General features: G+C 49.3%; 19 protein-coding genes and 1 tRNA gene. 13 read left to right on the top strand and 7 right to left on the bottom strand.

The features are described 5' to 3' along the window. From G8768_RS07160 to G8768_RS07150, 3 genes are all read right to left on the bottom strand, one after another. Positions 1–1368 carry a UDP-glucose dehydrogenase family protein gene (locus G8768_RS07160; protein ID WP_166849263.1) on the bottom strand — a complete coding sequence of 456 codons (1368 nt, stop codon included), beginning with the start codon at positions 1366–1368 and terminating at the stop codon, positions 1–3. A gap of 132 nt (positions 1369–1500) precedes the next feature. After that, entirely contained in the window at positions 1501–2517 is a 1017-nt protein-coding gene (galE, locus tag G8768_RS07155) for a UDP-glucose 4-epimerase GalE (RefSeq protein ID WP_166849266.1), read from the bottom strand. Positions 2518–2626: 109 nt separating this feature from the next. Continuing rightward, on the bottom strand, positions 2627–3226 hold the full coding sequence (locus G8768_RS07150) for a response regulator (RefSeq protein ID WP_166849268.1): 600 nt from the start codon (positions 3224–3226) through the stop codon (positions 2627–2629). 476 nt (positions 3227–3702) lie between these two features. Here G8768_RS07150 and G8768_RS07145 point away from each other — a divergent pair, with 476 nt between their 5' ends. After that, on the top strand, positions 3703–4989 hold the full coding sequence (locus G8768_RS07145; protein WP_166849270.1) for a response regulator: 1287 nt from the start codon (positions 3703–3705) through the stop codon (positions 4987–4989). On the opposite strand, the gene G8768_RS07140 is transcribed toward G8768_RS07145, so the two are convergent. Beyond that, on the bottom strand, positions 4982–5884 hold the full coding sequence (locus tag G8768_RS07140; protein ID WP_166849272.1) for an EamA family transporter: 903 nt from the start codon (positions 5882–5884) through the stop codon (positions 4982–4984). The two genes, G8768_RS07145 and G8768_RS07140, sit on opposite strands and share 8 nt — an antisense overlap. 340 nt (positions 5885–6224) lie before the next feature. Between G8768_RS07140 and G8768_RS07135 the strand changes: the two genes are divergently transcribed. The 3 genes from G8768_RS07135 (at position 6225) to G8768_RS07125 (ending at position 9326) form a co-directional block, all read left to right on the top strand. Beyond that, on the top strand, positions 6225–7466 hold the full coding sequence (locus tag G8768_RS07135; protein ID WP_166849274.1) for a multifunctional CCA addition/repair protein: 1242 nt from the start codon (positions 6225–6227) through the stop codon (positions 7464–7466). Further along, on the top strand, positions 7463–8191 hold the full coding sequence (locus G8768_RS07130) for a pteridine reductase (RefSeq protein WP_166849276.1): 729 nt from the start codon (positions 7463–7465) through the stop codon (positions 8189–8191). Before G8768_RS07135 ends, G8768_RS07130 begins: the two co-directional genes overlap by 4 nt. Before the next feature lie 187 nt (positions 8192–8378). Beyond that, positions 8379–9326: an alpha/beta fold hydrolase gene (locus G8768_RS07125; protein WP_166849278.1), complete on the top strand. Its 948-nt coding sequence runs from the start codon at positions 8379–8381 to the stop codon at positions 9324–9326. Between the two features lie 29 nt (positions 9327–9355). Here G8768_RS07125 and folK read toward each other — a convergent pair whose 3' ends face one another. The 3 genes from folK to tsaD form a co-directional block, all read right to left on the bottom strand. Beyond that, positions 9356–9868, bottom strand: coding sequence for a 2-amino-4-hydroxy-6-hydroxymethyldihydropteridine diphosphokinase (gene folK, locus G8768_RS07120; protein WP_166849281.1), 513 nt, complete (start codon positions 9866–9868; stop codon positions 9356–9358). Beyond that, positions 9868–10230 (bottom strand): dihydroneopterin aldolase, encoded by a 363-nt coding sequence (gene folB, locus G8768_RS07115; protein WP_166849284.1) that lies wholly within the window; start codon positions 10228–10230, stop codon positions 9868–9870. Before folB ends, folK begins: the two co-directional genes overlap by 1 nt. 70 nt (positions 10231–10300) lie before the next feature. Beyond that, the gene (gene tsaD, locus G8768_RS07110; RefSeq protein ID WP_166849288.1) at positions 10301–11347 is read right to left on the bottom strand and encodes a tRNA (adenosine(37)-N6)-threonylcarbamoyltransferase complex transferase subunit TsaD; all 1047 of its coding nucleotides are present in this window, start codon (positions 11345–11347) and stop codon (positions 10301–10303) included. 295 nt (positions 11348–11642) lie between these two features. Here tsaD and rpsU point away from each other — a divergent pair, with 295 nt between their 5' ends. The 9 genes from rpsU to G8768_RS07065 all read left to right on the top strand — a co-directional run bounded on the left by rpsU (position 11643) and on the right by G8768_RS07065 (position 21385). After that, positions 11643–11858, top strand: coding sequence for a 30S ribosomal protein S21 (gene rpsU, locus G8768_RS07105; RefSeq protein WP_166849292.1), 216 nt, complete (start codon positions 11643–11645; stop codon positions 11856–11858). A gap of 152 nt (positions 11859–12010) precedes the next feature. Then, the gene (locus G8768_RS07100; protein ID WP_166853317.1) at positions 12011–12460 is read left to right on the top strand and encodes a GatB/YqeY domain-containing protein; all 450 of its coding nucleotides are present in this window, start codon (positions 12011–12013) and stop codon (positions 12458–12460) included. Positions 12461–12512: 52 nt separating this feature from the next. Beyond that, the gene (gene dnaG, locus G8768_RS07095) at positions 12513–14561 is read left to right on the top strand and encodes a DNA primase (RefSeq protein ID WP_166849295.1); all 2049 of its coding nucleotides are present in this window, start codon (positions 12513–12515) and stop codon (positions 14559–14561) included. 128 nt (positions 14562–14689) lie between these two features. Then, a complete protein-coding gene (gene rpoD, locus G8768_RS07090) occupies positions 14690–16519 on the top strand; it encodes an RNA polymerase sigma factor RpoD (protein ID WP_166849297.1) in 1830 nt (609 codons plus the stop codon). A gap of 192 nt (positions 16520–16711) precedes the next feature. Further along, positions 16712–18265 (top strand): AbgT family transporter, encoded by a 1554-nt coding sequence (locus G8768_RS07085; RefSeq protein WP_166849300.1) that lies wholly within the window; start codon positions 16712–16714, stop codon positions 18263–18265. Between the two features lie 97 nt (positions 18266–18362). Beyond that, positions 18363–18439 (top strand) — tRNA-Ile (locus G8768_RS07080). A gap of 138 nt (positions 18440–18577) precedes the next feature. Further along, entirely contained in the window at positions 18578–18775 is a 198-nt protein-coding gene (locus G8768_RS07075) for a hypothetical protein (RefSeq protein ID WP_166849303.1), read from the top strand. Beyond that, complete coding sequence (locus tag G8768_RS07070; RefSeq protein ID WP_166849306.1) at positions 18768–19370, top strand: ABC-three component system protein; 603 nt, start codon at positions 18768–18770, stop codon at positions 19368–19370. Before G8768_RS07075 ends, G8768_RS07070 begins: the two co-directional genes overlap by 8 nt. 245 nt (positions 19371–19615) lie before the next feature. Next, positions 19616–21385: a DUF2326 domain-containing protein gene (locus G8768_RS07065; RefSeq protein WP_166849308.1), complete on the top strand. Its 1770-nt coding sequence runs from the start codon at positions 19616–19618 to the stop codon at positions 21383–21385. The last annotated feature ends 350 nt before the right edge of the window (positions 21386–21735 follow it).

Genomic DNA, 21735 nt, shown 5'->3' with positions numbered 1-21735 from the left:
CTAACTCGCCACCGACAGCACCGGAGCAATCCGTTGTGGCTCAAAACTTGGGCGCCCCACCGAATAGTAGTGAAAACCTTCTTCGGCCATAGCACCCGGATCATAAAGATTTCGGCCATCAATAATCAGAGCATCGTTCAAGAGGTTTTTCAGCTGTGAAAAGTTGGGCGACCAAAAATTTTTCCACTCGGTACAAATCACCAAGGCATCGGCATTTTTTAAGGCCATTTCTTTCGTGCCTGACAATAACAAATCATCACGCTCACCCCATATGCGCTGGCACTCGTCCATCGCTTGAGGGTCATATGCCTGTACCCTGGCCCCGGCCTCAAACAGAGCGGACATTAAATCCAGTGCAGGCGCTTCTCGCATATCATCGGTGCGCGGCTTAAACGCCAAACCCCACAAAGCAATGGTCTTACCGGCAAGTTCACCTGAAAAATGCTCATTTAAGCGTTGAAACATCCATTGCTTCTGGTTTTGATTAATTGTTTCAACCGCGTTTAACAAACTCGAGCTTTGTCCATATTGTTGCGCTGTAGCCGCCAACGCTTTCACATCCTTTGGGAAACAGGAGCCACCGTAACCGCAACCGGGATAAATAAAATGGTAGCCGATACGAGGATCTGAACCGATTCCCTGACGCACCTGTTCAATATCGGCACCAACGCGCTCGGCGATATTGGCCATCTCATTCATAAAACTGATTTTGGTGGCCAGCATGGCATTGGCCGCGTATTTGGTGAGTTCAGCGGAACGTGTCGCCATGACCATGACGCGATCATGGTTGCGGTTAAACGCGCTGTAGAGGCGACGCATAAGCTCAGCACTGCTTTCCTTATGCGTACCAATGACAATGCGGTCCGGTTTCATAAAATCTTCAATGGCAGCGCCTTCTTTCAGAAACTCGGGATTGGATACTACATCGAATTCCAAGCGAATATCCCTGAAGGCCAGCTCTTCGCAAATGGCCGACTGCACCTGTTCAGCGGTGCCCACCGGTACGGTAGATTTATTGACGATAATGCTGTCTTTACGCAGGTGTCGACCGATGCTTCGGGCAACGTTAATAACGTGACGAACGTCAGCGGAACCGTCTTCATCGGGCGGCGTGCCGACCGCGATGAATAACACTTCGCCATGCTCAACTGCATCTTGTGTGTGATGGGTAAATTTCAAACTGCCATCGGCCAAGCCACTCTTCAGCAGTTCATCCAAACCGGGTTCATAAATGGGATTGATGCCTCTGGAAAGATCAGCGACACGCGCTTGATCGATATCTATGCACAACACCTCATGCCCCGCCTGGGACAAACAAGCACTGCTCACCAAGCCCACATAACCGCTACCAAATACTGTAATCTTCATCGACACCACCCCGGCGCATGCATCTCAGCAAATCGTTGATAGCGCCAGTGTGCGCCGGGGCTGTGTCAGATTGTTTGCGGTTTGTTGACAAGCAGGTGGCAGAATTACGACTAATTTCTTACAACGAAAAGGCTATTCATAGCCATTAGGATTACTTGATTGCCAACGCCAGGCATCACTGACCATGCGTTCAATGGGATGTTCAGCCTGCCAGGCTAATTCCTGTTTCGCCAAATTCGCATCGGCGTAACAGGCTGCAATATCACCCGCCCGACGGGGGACAACATCATAAGGGACGGCTTTGCCGCTGGCTTGCTCAAACGCCTTCACCACTTCCAATACCGAGTAGCCCTGCCCGGTACCCAGATTAAAGGTATAGCAATCCGCCTCTTTCTTCAGCAGATATTGCAGTGCAGCCACATGCCCTTTGGCCAGATCGAGTACATGAATATAATCCCGTACCCCAGTGCCATCCACCGTGGGGTAGTCATTGCCAAACACCTGCAACCGAGGCAATTTGCCCACCGCCACCTGGGAAATATACGGCAATAAATTATTGGGAATACCATTAGGATCTTCACCAATCCGCCCCGAGGGATGAGCGCCAATCGGATTGAAGTAGCGTAACAGGGAGATTTTGAAAGGATTCTCTGGCGCACGACATAAATCCCGGCAGATATTCTCAACCATCAATTTGCTGGCGCCGTAGGGATTGGTCGTGCGTGTTTCCGCCGACTCGGGAATAGGCACCCCATCAGGGTCGCCATACACCGTAGCCGAGGAGCTGAAAATAAAATTGTGCACCCGCTTCTCGGCCATTAACTCGAGCAAACTCATGGTGCCAGCCACATTGGTTTGATAATAATTCAGGGGCTGCTCGCAGGATTCGCCAACCGCTTTTAAACCGGCAAAGTGAATAACGGCTGCAAAATCATGTTTGCTGAAAATATCAGCGAACTTGGTTTTATCTCGAATGTCAGCCTGATAAAAAGTTATCTCCCGGCCGCAAAGTTCCGCCACCCGACGTAGAGATTCTACTTTACTGTTACTGAGATTGTCGGCAACGACCGGATTAAAACCCGCTGCCACCAATTCGATAACGGTATGACTGCCAATATAGCCCGCACCGCCAGTTACCAGGATATCCACATTTGCCCCCAAAACTACAATAAGCGCGCATTATGGCATAGAAACCCTACCGGCTAATATCCATCAATAAATTGACCGGAAGGGGCGGAATACACAGGCAGGAAATCATTCAGGCAGTCGCCGTACGCGCCTCTGATACGGTGCCCATCAGCGTGGCAACTTTATCCAGCAGCTCATCGTTATCAAACGGTTTGGACAGCACATCATTGGCACCAAATTCCAACGCCTTTTGCATACCAGCCGGCGTTTCAGCAGAAACCACCAGAACTTTTACGTTTTTATAAACCGCTTGCTCACGCATCGTTTTCAGTACTTCGTAACCGTCCATGCCTGGCATTTTAATATCCAAAGTCATCACAGCCGGTTGACACTGAGCCAACATCAAACCGGCTGCAAAACCATCCGCAGCCACTTCAACCTCATAACCTGCCCGACGCAACACCCGGCGCATGGCCGATGCCATTTCCAGCTGATCTTCCACCACCAAAACTTTGCTCGACGAGACTTCCGGACAAAGTTCTTCCGGAACGGGCATATCGTTGCTTTTCAGAAAGTGGATAAAGTCTTCAAGGCGTATGCGATGATCACCGCGGCCCGGTAATTTATAAGCTTCCAACCGGCCACGTTCAATCCAGCGAATGACGGTTCTAAAATTCACCCCGCAATACTTTGCCGCTTCCCCTGTGGTGAGTACCCGGGTTTTATCCATATTTCGTCACTCTTAATTCCTGATCGAAAAGAATTCAATAAAGTGTTGCATTTTATTGCCAAAACACAATGTTTTTAGACAAAAAAACGACATACCTTTGAAATTAGTCCAATTTGACAACACTCTGAAATGACTTTTTATACTATTTTTTGTGAAATCGATACCAAAATGTACTAAATGTCATGTTTGACAGGTGTGACACCTTAGACCGATAATAGATAAGTCACGATATGGTGCACATTGATTCCCTATGCTTCTTGATTCAATTCAATGATCAAGACAACTCAGGGCCCGCACCATGATCAACCGAACACCCTAAGACCCTTAGCCCCCTAGCTGTAATTGGGGGCGCTTTTTTCCCTCTTCTTCTCCAGCATCTCTTTTCTTGCTTTCAATTCGTCGATATTCCTAAGTTTCGCGCAGCCGTGCTACTCTAATTGTTATCTCAGCAAGCATCAGGAAGCTGCCTAATCAGCATGAGCAATTCAATTCTCTTTGTGGACGACAATCCTGTCAGCCGACAACTGTTACGCAGCATTCTCAGCCAGGAGTACAATCAGCTGCACGAAGCGTCGGATGGCCAGCAGTGTCTGAACATTCTGAAAAGTCGTGTGGTTGATTTGCTGTTGCTCGATTTGAATATGCCCGGCATATCCGGTTTTGATCTGCTTCAACTGATATCCAAGTTGGATCTCGACAATCCGCCAACGGTCATTGTCGTGTCTGCCGATAAAGATCCGGCCGTCATTAGCCAGGTTTTGAAAGGCGGCGCTGCCGACTATGTCACCACGCCCTATCACAGCGATGAATTAATTGCCCGCGTCAAAACCCATTTGGCCTTGCGCAGTCGAGAAATTCATTTGGAACAATTGGTCATCCGCCGAACCAAAGAGCTGACCAGCACCAGCTACCGATTGGAACAGGCGCAAAAACAATTAATTCACGCCGATAAAATGGCCTCACTCGGTCAACTCGCCGCAGGCGTTGCCCACGAGATTAATAATCCTGTCGGCTACATTCATTCCAACCTGATGACTTTGAGTGATTATTTGCAGGATTTTCAACAGTATCTGGAGTCCAGCAAAGAGATCGCCAAAGAAGCAGCTAATGAAGACATCAAAAAACAATTTGATGAACTCTACCAACGCCTGGACATGGAGTACTTGCAAGAAGACATCGGTCAGATTATTCGTGACACCCTGACCGGCACCAAACAAATCAAGCAGATTGTCACCAACCTGAAAGGGTATTCCCACCCGGAACAACAGGAATGGTTACACCACAATATTCACGACCTGCTGGAAAGCAGCCTGAGCATTGTCAGCAATCAATTGAAATACAAAGTTGAATTGCAAAAACGTTATCAACGTGATCTGCCAAAGGTGTATTGCATCGGCTCTCAAATCAGTCAGATTTTTATTAACTTATTAGTGAACGCGGAGCAAGCCATTGACGGGCACGGGCAGATCACAATTACCACCAGTTTGAGTCGTCAATCCCTGAACAACAATCAGCCCAGTGTGGACATTTGTATTACGGACGATGGAAAGGGGATCGATGAAAATATTGCCAATCGAATTTTCGATCCCTTTTTCACCACCAAGCCAGTGGGTACAGGAACCGGCCTCGGGCTTTCCATTTGTTATAACATTGCCTCGGGACACGGCGGTTTGATCACTATGCAAAGCCAGCCGGGGCGAGGCACCCAATTTATCGTCAGCCTGCCCATTGAAATGGAGGCAGGACAATCAGCACTTACTTAGTTGATAACATCGGCGACATCAGTTTTCGCAGCAAGCGCCCGAGCAGGCCCTGATAAAACGCCAGGCTCAGCAAAATCGTTCCCGCACCGATCAGCAAACTGGCTTCCAGTGATTCATCCAGAATCAGTGCGCCCAACATTAAAGCCACTGCCGGAGTCATCAGGGTGTTCAAGGAAATCGTGGCTGCACTCATATGCTTCAGCAAATAAAAGTAAGCTGGAAAACCCAGCAAAGAACCACAGACCGCCAGATACACTACAGCACCTCCGGAGCGCCAGCTGATATCCTGGGCGAGAGTGCCGTCGGTAAACAACCACACCAAAAATAACGCCGGGAACGATAACAAAAGAGCGCCGGCCGTTTGTCGCATGGGTTCAATGTTTGATGCAAAACGCTGCAGGCAAACACTGCTCAAAGCGAAAATGGTGGACGACATCAACACCGCGACAATACCTTTGATTGCGGAAGGGCCGAACTGCAACTGCCCTTGAAAAATAATCACCAAACCCAGCAACGCCAGAATCAGCCCCAATACCTTCTGCCAATCAAAAGGATTGGTACGCAAAATCAACAAGGTCATCAAACCGGTGATAAACGGCGTTAAACCAAACAACACCGAGATCAAACCGCTGGAAATATATTGCGCAGCCCAATACACCAGAGGCAATGCCGGGAATATGCCCATCGCTGCCGCACCATAGACTTTCCAGTCAGAGCGATCCTGCACCAACGGTTTGCCCTGCCACCACAACACGGCCATCGCCAGCGGCAAGGCAATGCCCATGCGCAACATCACGGCTGCCGTAAAACTGAAACTCTCGTTACTTAAACGAATACCGAGCGGCGTGCTTCCCCAAAGCAACACCACCAAAGCAAAAACAATGGGTATTTTCACAATACACTCCCAAATGGGCGGCGAAGAGAGGCATAAAAAAGGCCGCTCTACTGGCGGCCCTTTTAAATCACATCAATGAATTAATTGGATCGCCCTTTGCCACGCACGGCACACAGTTTCGCCCACAGGTAGACTGAGGGACTCACCGCCTTTCGCACAATAATGGTGGCAAACATATGGTTCACAGGGATATCCAAAATAATGTTTTACAGTTCTTCGGTTCAAAGAGACTGCTGGTAAAGAAACTTGGCCGCCCGTTCTCATGTGATTACACTGGCCGCCAATAAGTAAATCCTTTACAGTGTCGAACAAGATTCGATCAAGGTCAAGCACGAAATTTATGGAATGCTATTTAGTCGGCGGCGCGGTACGCGATGAGCTAATGAATTACCCCTTTCATGAACGGGACTGGGTAATTGTAGGAGCCACCGAGCAAGACCTGGAAAATATGATTGCCGAAGGTTATCAGCAAGTCGGCAAAGACTTCCCGGTTTTTCTGCACCCTGACAGCAAAGAAGAATACGCACTGGCACGCACCGAACGAAAAACCGGCCACGGCTATGGCGGTTTTAGCGTCAACACAGAAAATGTCAGCCTGGAAGATGATCTGAGTCGACGAGACCTAACCATCAACGCCATCGCCAAAAGTGCGGACGGTAAATTTATCGACCCTTACGGTGGCCTGGAAGACCTCAACAACCGCATCCTTCGCCATGTTTCCGATGCATTCGCAGAAGACCCGTTGCGTATTTTACGAATCGCACGTTTTGTCTCCCGCTACACCCATTTGGGATTCACCATTGCCCCGGAAACCCAACAACTCATGAAAAACATGGTTGCTGCGGGCGAAGTCGAGCATCTAGTGCCCGAGCGGGTATGGAAAGAAACCGAACGGGCACTGGGCGAACGCAGCCCGAGCGCTTACTTTGAATGCCTGCGCGGTTGCGGCGCACTGCATGTTCTGATGCCTGAACTCGATGACTTATTCGGCGTTCCCCAGCGCGCAGAGTATCACCCGGAAATCGACACTGGTTTACACAGCCTGATGGTTCTGGAGCAGGCCTGTAAACTCAGCGAGGAACCGAGAATCCGTCTGGCAGCCGTGCTGCACGATCTGGGCAAAGCCAAAACGCCCGCCGACATTCTTCCTCGGCATCACGGCCATGAACAACGCAGCCTGCCCTTGATTCGAACACTCTGCGAACGCCTGCGAATTCCCAAAGCTTTTTTGCGATGCGCCCTGCACCTCGCCGAATTCCACACCCTGAGCCATCGTGCCATGGAGCTGCGCGGTGCCACTCTGGCAAAATTATTCAAACAACTGGATGCCTACCGCAATCCTCAGGCACTGGACGATTTTTTACTCGGCAGCCTTGCCGATAGTCGAGGCCGAACAGGTTTTGAAGAGCAGCCCTACCCACAAACAGACTATCTGAAAGCCGCCTTTGAGATTGCCTGTCGAATTAACGCCAAAGAGATTATTGCCCAGGGCTACAGCGGTGCCGATATCGGCGTACAATTGGAACAACAGCGTATCAACGCCCTTGAACACTATCGCAAAGAAAAAGGAAAACCCGCGTGAGTGAAGCTCCTGTTGCCCTTATTACCGGAGGTGCCAAGCGTATCGGCGCCGCTCTGTGCCGCCGCTTTCACGAAGGCGGCTATCGCATTCTGCTCCACTACGGCACCTCCAGCGACGCCGCTGAAGCCCTCGCGAACGAATTGAATCGGAAAACACCGGACAGCTGTTTCAGCATTCAGGCCGATTTAAACCAGCTCAATGACGTACGCCAACTGGCGGACACTGCTACCCGCCAATGGGGGCGAGTGGATTTGCTGATCAACAATGCCAGCAGCTTTTATCCCACCCCCATTACTGACTGTAATGAACAGCACTGGGACGATTTGATGGGCAGCAATGCCAAAGCACCTCTGTTCCTGAGTCAGGCTCTGGCACCAAGCCTGGCTGAACGCCAGGGAGCGATCATCAACTTTGCGGACATTCACGCCGAAAAACCCATGGCCGGACACAGCATCTACAATATGGCCAAAGCCGCGAACGTGATGCTCACCAAGAGCCTGGCGATGGAACTGGCCCCGGATATTCGCGTCAACGGCATTGCTCCGGGCGCGATACTTTGGCCGGAAGGTGGCGAAGAAAATTCCACTGTACTCGCCAAAATTCCACTGCAACGCTGTGGTGGCGAAGCCCCAATTTGTCAGGCCGCCTGGTATCTGGCAGAACAGGCTCCCTATACTACGGGGCAGGTACTGGCCATCGATGGCGGTCGAAGCCTGCACATGTAAAGTGACATAGCCCATCATTATGGCGCTCAAAACTAAATCACACTTTCGATTTAACTGAGCCAGTGACGCCAAAAAACCAGCCATAGCGGTAGTTCTACGCGTTTTTTCAGGTTATTATTTGCGCGCCTTTATGGCGATTAACGCGAAAACAGCAAGAATCACCTAAAAGAACAAGTTGGATTCCAACATGCGCGCGCTGCTCTATTTTTTAGTGGGCCTCATTGCCCTGGCGATTGCCACATACTCTGCCCTCTATTTTCTCAGCCCGTCGACTCTCGTCGAAGCGGGCATCAGCCACGAACGAAAACAGGCTGGCCTTGAATTAAAACAGATCACTGTCGCTGATCACGACATTCATTACCTTACTGGCGGTCCTGAAAACGCACCGGTTCTTTTGATGCTGCATGGTTATGCCGCAAATAAAGACAATTGGGTCCGCTTTGCCGCCCAGTTCAGTGATCGCTACCGTGTTCTGATTCCCGACCTGCCCGGCTTTGGCGACAGCAGTCGACTCACCGAGCAAAGCTACGACATCAACAGTCAGGTTGAACGCTTACAAGCCTTTGTGGATGCACTGAAATTACCCCGCTTCCACCTGCTGGGAAATTCCATGGGCGGCATGTTGTCAGCAGCCTACAGCCTGGAACACCCAGACAAAGTATTGAGCTTGGGCTTATTGAACAGCGCTGGCGTAAAAGAACCTGAGCTGAGCCCACGCAGTAAAGCCTGGGCAGAAGGTCGCAATATTTTGCTATTGGAAAGCAGTGAAGATCTGGATCGGCTCTTTGCTCTGGCGTTTAACCACCCACCTGCCATGCCACAGATCGCCAAAAATTACGTCGCCCAAAAAGCCCTCGAGCAAAAAGACTTCAATGAGAAAGTCGCCAGGGATCTAACAAAGCAGCCCTATGAACTGGATGATAAGCTGGGGCAAATTCATACCCCCAGTTTGGTGATCTGGGGAGATAGCGATCGCATTATTGATGTGTCTTCGGCACAAGTGTTTGAGCAAGGTTTACCAGAATCCACCACCATCATTATGGAAGATACTGGCCACCTTCCCATGCTGGAACGCCCGAAAAAAACCGCCAAACATTATCAGCAGTTTTTACGAACGGTAACCGGTAAAGAATAGGGATTGAAAACTGGCACAAGCGAACACGTTCACTGCGCTTTAGAGATGGCTTTTCCCTGCCAATTGAAATCAATCGGCCAGAGTTTTTGCCCCTTATCATAGGCTTGCCACATAGCGGCATAACTCTGCTGACAAGTGGGGTGAATGTCTTCTGCAGCGATTTCGGCCAGCGGAAGCAAGACAAAGGCATTCTGGGTAATTTCTTCACGAGGCAGCTCAATACCCGCCACGTTCCCGACAACATCATCGTACAAGAGAATATCAACATCGAGCGTACGACCACTGAAACGTGGCACATCGCGACGACGGCCATTTTCGTCTTCAATCTTTTTCAAGCTGTCATTGAGGGCCGCCAAATCCAGCTCGGTTTCGATTTCCACAACCATGTTGTAAAACGGCTCGCCAGAAAACCCCACGGCTTCACTTTCATAAACCGACGACAACGCCAGAATTCTGAAATGGCGGTTTAAGGCATCCAGACAAGACGTGATATGAAATTCCCTGTCTTCATTGCTCCCTAAACTTAAAAATACTCTCGCCATTAACGATCTCCGCGCTGGCCGCGCTCTATCAACAAACCCACGTTTTTCGCCGCGCGTACCGCGCCCGGCTTACTCAGCTTCATCCGCAACCAGGAGATCTTGAATTCCTTTAACAACAAGTCACTCAGCTCCTCGGCCAATGATTCAATCAATTCGTATTGGGTGGTTGAGACATGCTCCACAATGCGATCTGACACCGCCTTGTAATCCAGAGCATGCTGCAAATCATCGGTGTTGGCCGCCGGACGAATATCCCAGGCCATTTCCAGATCGAAGCTTAAGCGCTGCTTGATTTTGCGCTCCCAATCAAACACCCCAATGGTCGCATCAACACATAAACCTTCGATAAAAACGATATCCATAGCACTCTCTGTTACGTTTGCTGCCACATTCTCTGTCAGGTTTTCTATCGCGCGCGTTCAACTAACACAATCAGGAAGGACCATCAGCTGAAATATCAGGCAGGCTTTCCAAATCCCATCGCGGCTGAACTTTCAGAGCCAGTTCCTGCTCCTGGCCGGCAAGCAAACGCTGGCAACCGGCGTAGGCGATCATTGCGCCGTTGTCGGTACAAAATTCATGTCGAGCGTAATACACCCCGGCATCGATCTTGGCCAACTTGCTTTCCAGTTCGGCTCGCAGGCGTTTATTCGCCGAAACACCGCCGGCAATCACCAGCGTTTTTAAACCTTCCTGCTCAAGAGCGCGACGACATTTGATCACTAATGTGGCCACCACCGCATCTTCAAAAGCGTAGGCGATATCCGCGCAACATTGATCATCCGGCAAACCGCTTTCGAGCTTGTGCTCGGCAACCGTATTCAGGGTAAAGGTTTTCAAACCACTGAAGCTGAAATCCAAACCGGGACGATCCGTCATCGGACGCGGAAAACGGAAACGTCCCGGTTCACCCTGCTCCGCCAGTTTGGCGATTTGAGGGCCTCCAGGGTAGTCCAGATCCAGCATTTTGGCCGCCTTGTCGAAGGCTTCACCAGCGGCATCGTCCAGAGACTCCCCCAGCATGCGGTAGCGACCAATGCCATCGACTCTCACCAGTTGGGTATGACCACCGGAAACCAGCAGCGCCACAAAGGGAAAAGCAGGCGGATTGGCTTCCAGCATAGGGGCCAATAAGTGGCCTTCCATATGGTGCACACCCAAGGCCTTGCACCCCCAGGCATACGCCAGTGAGCGCCCCGCACAGGCTCCCACCATCAAGGCCCCAATTAATCCTGGCCCTGAGGTATAAGCAATCCCGTCAATATCCTGGCTTTGCGTACCGGCTGCGGCCATAACTTCATCAATCAGTGGCAGCAGTTTGCGCACGTGATCCCGGGACGCCAGCTCAGGCACCACACCGCCGTATTCAGAGTGCAATTCCACCTGAGAATACAAGCTGTGAGCCAAAAGCCCCTGCTGGCTATCGTAGACGGCGACACCCGTCTCGTCACAGGAGGTCTCGATACCTAAAACACGCATGAATACGGCCTTTTCAGCGGGATAAACAAAAGCCCGGCATGATAACAGCTTGAGCCGGGCTTACCAGAGAAATGCGGCCCCAAAACGGCTTGCACCCCAAGATATTGCGTATATTTGCCCTTTCGCAAGCCCTTGCTGAGACAAAAGCTTGCGCGGGCAGCCAAGACTGTATAGAATTTGCGCCCCTTGGAATGGTGTGAATCCTGTGTTTGCCCCGCGCGATGCGGCCTACAGACGAAACAAAGCACCACATAACAGATACACGAAATTAAAAATTGGAAAGGTACAATCAACAATGCCTGCTGTTAAGCTGAAAGAAAACGAACCATTTGATATCGCTCTGCGTCGCTTCAAGCGCTCTTGTGAAAAAGCCGGTGTACTGGCCGAAGTACGTCGTCGTGAATTCTACGAGAAGCCAACCAGTGTTCGTAAGCGTAAGGCTGCTGCCGCTGTTAAGCGTCACGCCAAAAAGGTTCAGCGCGAATCTCGCAAGTTTCAGCGTCTGTACTAAGTTTCTAGCCTGGTTACAGGTTAGCGCAGACCAACTCAAGTTCGCTTGAGTGAGTGTATCTAAGCCCAGCCTCGAGCTGGGCTTGCGCGTTTGGCCCTTCGCAATTTAACAAGGGTTTCTACATCCCCTATTCACTGTGCACATAAGGAAAAATCATGTCTGAGCTGAAAAAGACCATTGCCACCGCTGTAAAAGACGCCATGCGAGCAAAAGAAAAAGCCAGACTGGGCGTATTGCGCATGGTACAAGCGGAATTCAAACGCATCGAAGTGGATGAGCGTATCGAACTGGACGACGCCCGCGTACTGGTCGTACTCGACAAGATGCTCAAGCAACGCAAAGACTCCGCCCAACAATTCCGCGACGCCGACCGTATCGATCTGGCTGAGCAGGAAGAATCCGAAAGCGCCATCATCCAGGAATTTCTACCCGCCGCACTGAGCGAGGACGAAGTATCCGCAATCATCGATGAGGCCATCCAGAACAGCGGCGCCGAATCCGCGCGTGATATGGGCAAAGTCATGGCCCTCGTGAAGCCGCAGATTCAGGGACGTGGCGATATGGGTGCCGTTAGCCAACTGGTAAAAGCCAAGTTGTCCTGAGGGCGTGCAAGCCCCAATTGTGCCCCATTCAACGGCTCGTTAAACTAAGCCCATGAGCGGCCGCATACCCCAGAGTTTTCTTGATGATCTTCTCGACCGCATCGACATTGTCGATGTGGTTGATCATCGTGTAAAACTGAAAAAGACCGGCAAAAACTACAGCGCCTGCTGCCCGTTCCACGAAGAAAAAACCCCCAGCTTTACCGTCAGCCCCGACAAGCAGTTCTACTACTGCTTTGGCTGCGGCGCCTCCGGCAATGCACTCGGCTTTATCATGGAGTACGAGCATCTGGACTTTCCCAATGCCGTTGACGAGCTCGCCAAGCTGGCCGGCGTCGAGGTGCCCAAAGAAAAACAAAACACCTCTCCCGCACAAAAAGCCCGGGAAAAACAGCGCCAGGAAATCCTCAGCCTGCTGGAAAAAGCCGACAGTTATTACCAGCTGCAATTGCGCCAGCACAACAGCAAAACCCAGGCGGTTAACTACCTCAAATCACGAGGACTAAGCGGTGAAATTTGCAAACGCTTTGGCATCGGCTATGTGCCTGCCGGCTGGGACAATCTGAAACAGGAACTGGCCAAGGATCCGTCGACCTGCAAGCGCCTCGAAGAAGCCGGCATGCTGATCCACAATCAAAACAAAAACAGCTACTACGACCGTTTTCGCGAGCGCATCATGTTCCCGATTCGCGATCGCAGGGGCCGGGTCATCGGTTTCGGCGGGCGCGTCCTGGGCGATGAAAAACCCAAGTATCTGAACTCTCCGGAAACCCCGGTGTTTCATAAGGGCGAAGAGCTTTATGGACTTTGGGAAGCGCGCCAGGCGAACTCACAAATTCCGCGCCTGCTGGTCGTGGAAGGCTATATGGACGTCGTCGCACTCGCACAGTTTGATATTAATTACGCGGTCGCCACTTTAGGCACAGCCTGCGGTGAAGCCCATTTGCGCCTGGCCTTCAAACACACCCAGGAAATTATTTTTTGCTTCGACGGCGACAACGCCGGCCGCAATGCTGCCAAGCGCGCCCTGAGCAATTCCCTGCCCGTCATGACCGATGGCTTGCAGATCAAATTTTTATTTCTGGAAGACGGACAAGACCCGGACAGCTACGTTCGGCAGTTTGGCAAAGACAAATTCCTGCAGCGTATCGAAGAAACCGCCAGCCCACTGGAAGACTTTTTGTTCGACAGCCTTTGCGAAGATATCGACGCCAGCACCATGGGCGGCAAAGCCCAGCTGAGCAAACGCGCTGCCCCCATGCTGAACCTGCTGCCCAAGGGGGTATATCGGGAGCTGATGTTCAAGCACCTGGCCAAGCGCACAGAACTCAGCCTGGACACTCTGCTCGAACTGATCGACCAACCTCTGCCAGCACTGCCCAACGAGAGCAAAGTACCGAGCGACGAAGTAAGCGCTGAAGAACCTCAAGAAGCGCCATCCAGGGACTTCCCAGAACAACTGCCGCCCGATGGCGACAATCCATGGCAAGCCTATGAAGCCCTGGCAGAACAACAGGTTGAAGAGAACATCGACGGCGCTTATACAGGCCCTATCGAAGGCTATAACGAATCATCGGCGCCCGACTCAAGGGGCCCTCGAACCAGCAATGTCCTGACCAGCAACGATATACCGCCAAACCGGGGAACGAATCAGGACAACAAACTCAGTCCTCAAAAGCTGCTGATTGGCTTGTTGATGAGCCGGCCAGAATTGGCCAAGGAACTGGACGATATTGAGCTGTTCAGCCACTTTAAAGACCCGGACAGCCAGCTTTTGCTGCGCCTGGGCCGCTGCCTGCAAAGCCGGCCCCACTTCAACATCCACCAACTCACTGGCCACTGGTTGGCGAGCTATGGCCAACAGGAGTGGCAGAAGCTCAAGGATATCGCCGAGCAAAGCACTTCCGTGCTCTCAGCCGCCATGCGCGAGGGGAACTTTGACGATAACGCCGAGCTCAAAGCCTGCGAGGACAAACTGCTCCAGCAGCAGCAACGAGAATCGCGCCAAAACAAGCTCAAAGAGCTGAAAAGCAAGGCCTTTAACGAGCTTAGTACCGAGGAGAAAACCCTGTTTCGCCAACTCATCCAGCAAGGCCATTGAAGACTCCTGCCAATCAAGCATAACAGGAGTAAATAAAAGCACTGATCAGGCTTGATTTTCTAGAATAAGCCCCTATTTATGGGCTATAATCTCTTGTTTACTTCGCCAGCATATTTTATAGGTCACGAATGAGCGATAACGCGCAACAGCAACAGTCCCGCATCAAGGAACTCATTGCCCGCGGTAAGGAGCAAGGCTACCTTACCTACGCCGAGGTTAATGATCACCTTCCCGAGGACATTTCTGACCCAGATCAGGTTGAAGACATCATCCAGATGATCAACGACATGGGCATCAAGGTGTATGAAACTGCACCGGATGCCGATGAAATCTTGATGACCGATGGTGATTCCTCTGCCGACGAAATCGCCGCCGCTGAAGCGGCCGCCGCCCTGGCTGCGGTAGAAACCGAAGCCGGCCGCACCACCGACCCAGTGCGTATGTATATGCGCGAAATGGGTACCGTAGAACTGCTTACCCGTGAAGGCGAAATCTCAATCGCCAAACGCATCGAAGAAGGTGTTCGCGAGCTGATGCAAGCCATGTCTTACTGGCCCGGTTCGGTTCAAAACCTGATCAACGAATACAAGCTGATCGACAAAGAAGAACGTCGCCTGCCCGACGTAATTTCCGGCTGGCTGGACCCCGCCGACGATGTACCGTCTGCTCTGGCTCAAGCTCAGGCCGCCGAAGCCATGGCCGGAAATTCCGACGATGACGACGATGATGAAGATGACAACAACAGCGGCATCGATCCAGAAGAAGCCAAAGAGCGCTTTGGCAAACTGGAAACTCAGCTGAAGAAAACCCTGAAAGCACTTGAAAAGCACGGTCCTGACAGCAAGCAGGCCGCAAAAGAACAAGCCGCTCTGGGTGAAATTTTCAAATTCTTCAAACTGCCACCTCGTCAGTTTGATCCCCTGTACAACGACATTCGCGACACTCTGAATCAGGTTCGCCAGCAAGAGCGCCTGATCATGGATCGCGTTGTGCGCAAGGCTAAAATGCCACGCAAAACCTTTATCAAGGAATTCCCTGGCAACGAGATCAACGATGACTGGATTCCAGAAGTCATCAAGAAGAAACGCGATTACTCAGAAGCGCTGAAGCGCTTCCTGCCAGACATTCAACGTGCCCAGCGCAAGCTGCAGCAAATTGAAGAGAACAGCAATCTGGCCCTGGCCGACATCAAAGAGATCAACCGTCGCATGTCGATCGGTGAAGCTCGCGCCCGTCGCGCCAAGAAAGAAATGGTGGAAGCTAACTTGCGTCTGGTGATCTCCATCGCCAAGAAGTACACCAACCGTGGTTTGCAATTCCTCGACCTGATTCAGGAAGGCAACATCGGCTTGATGAAAGCGGTCGACAAATTTGAATATCGCCGCGGTTACAAGTTCTCGACTTACGCCACCTGGTGGATTCGTCAGGCGATTACCCGCTCGATTGCCGACCAGGCTCGCACCATTCGTATCCCGGTGCACATGATTGAGACCATCAATAAGCTCAACCGTGTATCACGCCAGATGCTTCAGGAAATGGGCCGCGAGCCAACACCGGAAGAGCTGGGCGAACGTATGGACATGCCGGAAGACAAGATTCGTAAGGTCCTGAAAATCGCCAAAGAGCCCATCTCCATGGAAACCCCAATCGGTGACGATGAAGATTCACATCTGGGCGACTTTATTGAAGACCACACCATCACCTCTCCAGTGGAGTCGGCGACCGGTGAAGGCCTGACAGAGGCAACCCGCGACGTACTGGGCGGCCTAACCGCTCGTGAGTCCAAGGTTTTGCGTATGCGTTTTGGTATCGACATGAACACCGACCACACTCTGGAAGAAGTGGGCAAGCAGTTCGACGTTACCCGTGAGCGTATTCGTCAGATTGAGGCGAAGGCACTGCGCAAACTGCGTCACCCGTCTCGTTCCGATCACCTGCGCAGCTTCCTCGACGAATAATCGAGCAAGCAGAGCAAAAAGGCGGCCTTGGCCGCCTTTTTTGTGCCTGCAGTTTGGCAAACTTCCACCTTTAACGGTTTTCGCTCCTGACACATAGTGACATAATCGCTCTGTCGCAACGTCTTCACAAGAGACGTATAAAAAGGGGATATATAAAGAGGCTCCCCATCATTCTAAGCACAGGACTTTTTTATGAGCGAGACCACAACGGCCACTGCGGAATCCACCCGCCTGAGCCGCCTACTCGACAAGGTGGAAGTAATCGGTAACAAACTCCCCGATCCCGCCATCATCTTCTTAATCAGCTTAATTATTGTTTGGACCCTCTCAGCGATCATGTCGAACTTCCAGTTCGATGCCATTGATCCCCGCACTGGCGAAGCCATTGTGGTGAATAACTTGCTCACCGGCGCTTCGATTGCCGACTTCCTATCACGAATGGTCACCATCTTTACTGGCTTTGCGCCACTAGGCGTGGTTCTGGTCGCCATGCTGGGTGTTGCCGTTGCCGAACACGCCGGCTTTATTAACGCCGGTATCAAGCGCATGCTGGACGCCACCCCCAAGAGCCTGTTGACGCCCTCCGTCATTTTGGTGGCCATTGTCAGCCACACAGCAACAGACGCCGGCTATGTATTGGTGATTCCACTGGCGGGCATTATCTTCAGCGCCATGGGCCGACACCCTCTCGCCGGTATCGCAGCCGCCTTTGCGGGTGTGAGTGGCGGATTCAGCGCCAACTTTGTCCCCTCCGCAATCGATCCACTGTTGCAGAGCTTCACCCTGAGCGCTGCACAAATCGTAGACCCGGATATTCAAATCAACCCACTCAACAATTACTTCTTCACCTCGGCCTCAAGCCTGCTGGTGATCCTGTTGGGCTGGTACCTCACCGACAAAGTGATTGAGCCGCGCCTGGCCAACACCAAAGTGGATGGTGACACCGAAGACCTGCCAAAATTTGGCGAACTCAGCGATAAAGAACGTTCCGCGCTGCGCTGGGCAACCGTAACCATGATTGCAGGTATCGCCATCTTAGTGGCCGTCGCCTGGCCAACAAGCTCCCCCCTGCGCGCCGCCAATGGTGAACTGGCCTCTTTCAGCGCACCGATTATGCGCTCGATCGTGCCACTGATTTTCCTTCTGTTTGTGATTCCCGGCACCGTTTATGGCTACATCGCTGGCACCTTCAAAAACAGCAAAGACGTCATCGGCGCCATGAGCAAAGGCATGGAAGGCATGTCGTATTACGTGGTGATGGCGTTTTTCTGCGCCCTGTTTATCGATGCGTTTGGTAAATCCAACCTGGGTGCATTGCTGGCCGTTAACGGCGCCGAAGTACTGAAAACCCTGGCCTTGCCCAGCATGGTAACCATGGCCGGCATCGTCTTCCTGACAGCGTTTGTAAACCTCTTCGTCGGCTCTTCATCCGCCAAATGGGCATTGATCGGCCCCATCCTGGTTCCCATGCTGATGCAGATCGGCATCTCCCCGGACCTGACCCAGGCCGCTTACCGAGTGGGCGATTCCTCCAGTAACATCATCACCCCACTGATGCCTTACTTCCCGCTCGTCGTGGTCTACTGCCAACGCTATGTGAAGAGCACAGGTATTGGCACCCTGCTGTCCCTGATGCTGCCCTACTCTGTGGCCATCATCATTGCCTGGACCATATTCCTGCTCATCTACTGGGGCCTAGGCTTCCCACTCGGCTTGCAATCCAGCTACGTATACCCAGCTGGCTAAGCCCTTGAAAGCACGAGAAAAAAAGCGTTAGAGATCTAGCGAAATACAGGCGAGGCGATTATAATCCCTCGCCTGTTTGATGACTTTCATCACATCAGGGCCCTTAGCTCAGCTGGTTAGAGCACTCGACTCATAATCGATAGGTCCGCGGTTCAAGTCCGCGAGGGCCCACCATTTCTCCCCAACAGATTGTTCACCTCTTCGAGCCCCCTCCCCGACCATTACTTCCGCCCACATAAAAACCAGACAATCAATTCTATCAGTCGCTTATATATGTTATTTTAAGCCCACGGAAACAATAAGGATGTTTTTATGGAACTATCAGGCTCAAACTTAATTCAAATTGCAGGGATAGCAATAGCATCCATCATAGGCATTATTGGCCTCACAAAATATTCCAGCAATAAAAAAAACGCCAACAACGCAAAAGTAATCGTTGACCAAAAATCAGGCGCCCTTTCTTCCGGAAAACAGAATTCGCAAATAAATATTAATAATAACAATGACTGAAGAAAATAGTGTCAGCGTAAACATCAATCAAGACAGCGGGTTAGCTAGCAAAGGCGATCAGGGTGTCGAGGTTACCGTAAATTCAGGCCCACAATATCACGGTAATGTCTTCAAGAAATTAGTTTCCATCCATAACGGAAACCTAACCTTCGATCCACATACATTAAGAGATGTGATATTAACCATCGATGAAGGCATCGAACAAATAAATGACGCAGGCCCTTTAGATCTAACGGGAATTGATATTAGCAAAAAAAACAAAATCAACAACTTGTCCTCTGATTTTTTCGAAACTTTTGTTGAATTAGATTTTTATCCGCAATTTTATAAAATCGATCAATTCCTTGGATTAAAAGAGAATCAGTCTAAATTACAAGTCAGAATTGACAGAATCATAAAAAGCTTAAACCGTAAGATCTTAACGAATCAGGACAGCCTTCGCTTTGAAGAGCTTCTATTAAAAATTACTGACAAGCTTATCGATGAGCATTACGACACCTTAAGCGAAAAGGAAGATCTAATACTGCTAATCTTATACTATTTTTATTGCAACTGCTGCATAGGCAAAAAGGTGGGCGCAGATGCTATCACCTAGTAGATTTAGCAATTTACGGTTTTCATTATTAAACACAACATCATTAGTTATTGAATTCTTATTGAAGAACAATAGAGCCACCATATCTGAAGTATTAGATTACCTACTTATATTTCACAGCAGCTACACTCGAGATGATGTCACAAAATGTGTAACGCTCTTATTTGCCTTAGGAAAAGTAAATTATTCCGAAAAAACGGATAAAGTTTGGCTCATAAAATACAAAACGAACAAGGACGAAAAAGTTGCTTAAGCTAGTAAAGCTATATTCAAGTAAAGAAAATATATTTCCTGAAATAATTTTTCACAATGGATTAAACGTCATTTACGCTACAGCCACAAAAAAAACCAATGACAAAAAGACATCTCATTCTCTAGGAAAATCAAAACTTGCAGAAATATTGGATTTCATGATAATAAAGAAACCCAAAACTGGATTCTTCCTAAAATCCGACGAAATCTTTTCTGACTTTACCTTTTACCTTGAAATACAAACAAGCGCCAACCTCTACTATACAATTCAAAGAGAAGTGAAAGGGAAAATTTCAATATATTCATCAGCACAACCAATCAACGTAATTAAGTCAGGCGTTTTTTCTATAGTCGGAAAAAACCTAGGGGTGGATGCGGCAAAAAAAGCACTGAATGAAGGTTTGAAGTTAAATGTCGTTGAGAATTCACTTGGCCACCTTAGGACTGGACTTAGATACTGCATCAGAAACCAAGAAGAATATTCAGACATATTCAAAGTTAAGAACACGCCGGAAAATGACAGGACTTGGAAGCCTTATTTAAGCGGGCTTCTCGGTATTAACTCCGATCTAATAGCTGGAAAATATAATGCTAGAGACACGGCAAAGAGATTAAAAACAGCCATTGATGAACTTGAGCACATTTCATCACCCAATCAAAATGCCGCAGCAATTGAAGCTGAAATTTCGAGATTAGAAGAGTCTGTTTCAGCAATGGATCGGGATCTATCCGACTTTTCTTTTCAGAAAATAGACAAAGATATCACTAGAGAGCTGGTAGATGATATTGGACAAAACATCACTAACTTAAATCAAGAGAGATACTCTATAGAACAACGGATCTCCGATATAAATGAATCCTTAAAAGCAGTGTTCAATTTTAATATTGAAGACGTTTTAGATATTTACAAATCTATAGAAATACATCTACCTGACGAGCTTGTAAAAACTTATGATGATCTCGCAACCCTTAATAAGAAAATGACTCAAGGAAGAAAGGAACACCTTGAAAAGGCAAAATTAAAGCTCATTGAAAACTTATCATCAGTATCCGAAGAACTTTCTGAATTATCATCCGAACAGAAAAAACTAAGCTCACTTTTATTAGAAAAAGAAGCTTTCAAAAAATATCAAAAGCTGCAAGGAATTATAAGAAAAGATGAAGCCAAACTATCCACCTTACGCGAGAGACTTGAAAAACTTGACAGCGCAACAAACTTAAGAGCCAGACTGTCCGAAACAAATATAGAAGAGGCCCAGCTAGCAGATAAAATTATCAGAGCCTCAAGGCAAAGCGTAAACGGTTCAATTAAAAATATTAATTCCATTTTTGGCGGCCTAGTTAAGGACATCCTTGGAATAGATGCCTACTTCTATCTAAAAATAAACAAAGAAGGCAACCCTCAATTTGAAGTAGGCACATCTGATGAAACCGCTGTATACGAGGGTCACTCATATAAAAAAGTAATGGCCGCATGCTTTGATCTTGCACTATTAACACATTATTCAGATAGTTCTTACTACCGATTTTCATACCATGATGGTCTACTAGAAAGCTTAGAAGACAAAGTAAAACTAAGACTCATAGATGCGTGGCGAGTTATTGCAGAAAGAAACAAACTTCAACTTATTATTACTGTTCTTGACGCAGACATTCCAGAGAACTCTCAGGGCTCAAAGATTTATTTCAAAAAAGGTGAAATAATCCGAGAACTTCATGACCGAGGAGATGATGGAAGACTCTTCAGAATGAAGAAGTTTTAATAGTATGTACTTTCGGTCTCACAACGAAACCCTATTCTCCAACCACAAAACAAGAATAACCCCAAAATATGGGCTGTATTGGTACACTCAGAGCAACATTTATATTACAGCAGCAAAAACTTAATCAAGTTCTGCAATCAAGATAATTTAGCCCAACATGAGCCGTGAAGATAATTTCTGGGATAGCCCGGTAGAAAAATCGGTCTTTAGTAGTTTGAAAATAATAAATTATAAAACGGATCTACAGGACCCATGATTTAACGAAACAAGCCCCTTTAATTATATTAAGTTGTTCTATAATCGACAGCAATTACCCGCTCATCTTTACTCAGTTTAAAAAGTTAGCAAGC

Origin of the sequence: Pseudoteredinibacter isoporae, assembly GCF_011602085.1 — a bacterium.
Lineage (GTDB): Bacteria > Pseudomonadota > Gammaproteobacteria > Pseudomonadales > Cellvibrionaceae > Pseudoteredinibacter > Pseudoteredinibacter isoporae.
Note: the sequence above shows the minus strand (reverse complement) of the source record. Positions and strands in the feature narration are given on the sequence as shown.

What these genes read in the sequence shown, in the direction of transcription:
- G8768_RS07075 (WP_166849303.1), top strand. Translation starts at nt 18,578, where the DNA reads ATGGAACTATCAGGCTCAAACTTAATTCAAATTGCAGGGATAGCAATA.
- dnaG (WP_166849295.1), top strand. Translation starts at nt 12,513, where the DNA reads ATGAGCGGCCGCATACCCCAGAGTTTTCTTGATGATCTTCTCGACCGC.
- rpsU (WP_166849292.1), top strand. Translation starts at nt 11,643, where the DNA reads ATGCCTGCTGTTAAGCTGAAAGAAAACGAACCATTTGATATCGCTCTG.
- G8768_RS07150 (WP_166849268.1), bottom strand. Translation starts at nt 3,226, where the DNA reads ATGGATAAAACCCGGGTACTCACCACAGGGGAAGCGGCAAAGTATTGC.
- G8768_RS07125 (WP_166849278.1), top strand. Translation starts at nt 8,379, where the DNA reads ATGCGCGCGCTGCTCTATTTTTTAGTGGGCCTCATTGCCCTGGCGATT.
- G8768_RS07135 (WP_166849274.1), top strand. Translation starts at nt 6,225, where the DNA reads ATGGAATGCTATTTAGTCGGCGGCGCGGTACGCGATGAGCTAATGAAT.
- G8768_RS07145 (WP_166849270.1), top strand. Translation starts at nt 3,703, where the DNA reads ATGAGCAATTCAATTCTCTTTGTGGACGACAATCCTGTCAGCCGACAA.
- rpoD (WP_166849297.1), top strand. Translation starts at nt 14,690, where the DNA reads ATGAGCGATAACGCGCAACAGCAACAGTCCCGCATCAAGGAACTCATT.
- folB (WP_166849284.1), bottom strand. Translation starts at nt 10,230, where the DNA reads ATGGATATCGTTTTTATCGAAGGTTTATGTGTTGATGCGACCATTGGG.
- G8768_RS07085 (WP_166849300.1), top strand. Translation starts at nt 16,712, where the DNA reads ATGAGCGAGACCACAACGGCCACTGCGGAATCCACCCGCCTGAGCCGC.
- tsaD (WP_166849288.1), bottom strand. Translation starts at nt 11,347, where the DNA reads ATGCGTGTTTTAGGTATCGAGACCTCCTGTGACGAGACGGGTGTCGCC.
- G8768_RS07070 (WP_166849306.1), top strand. Translation starts at nt 18,768, where the DNA reads ATGACTGAAGAAAATAGTGTCAGCGTAAACATCAATCAAGACAGCGGG.
- folK (WP_166849281.1), bottom strand. Translation starts at nt 9,868, where the DNA reads ATGGCGAGAGTATTTTTAAGTTTAGGGAGCAATGAAGACAGGGAATTT.
- G8768_RS07160 (WP_166849263.1), bottom strand. Translation starts at nt 1,368, where the DNA reads ATGAAGATTACAGTATTTGGTAGCGGTTATGTGGGCTTGGTGAGCAGT.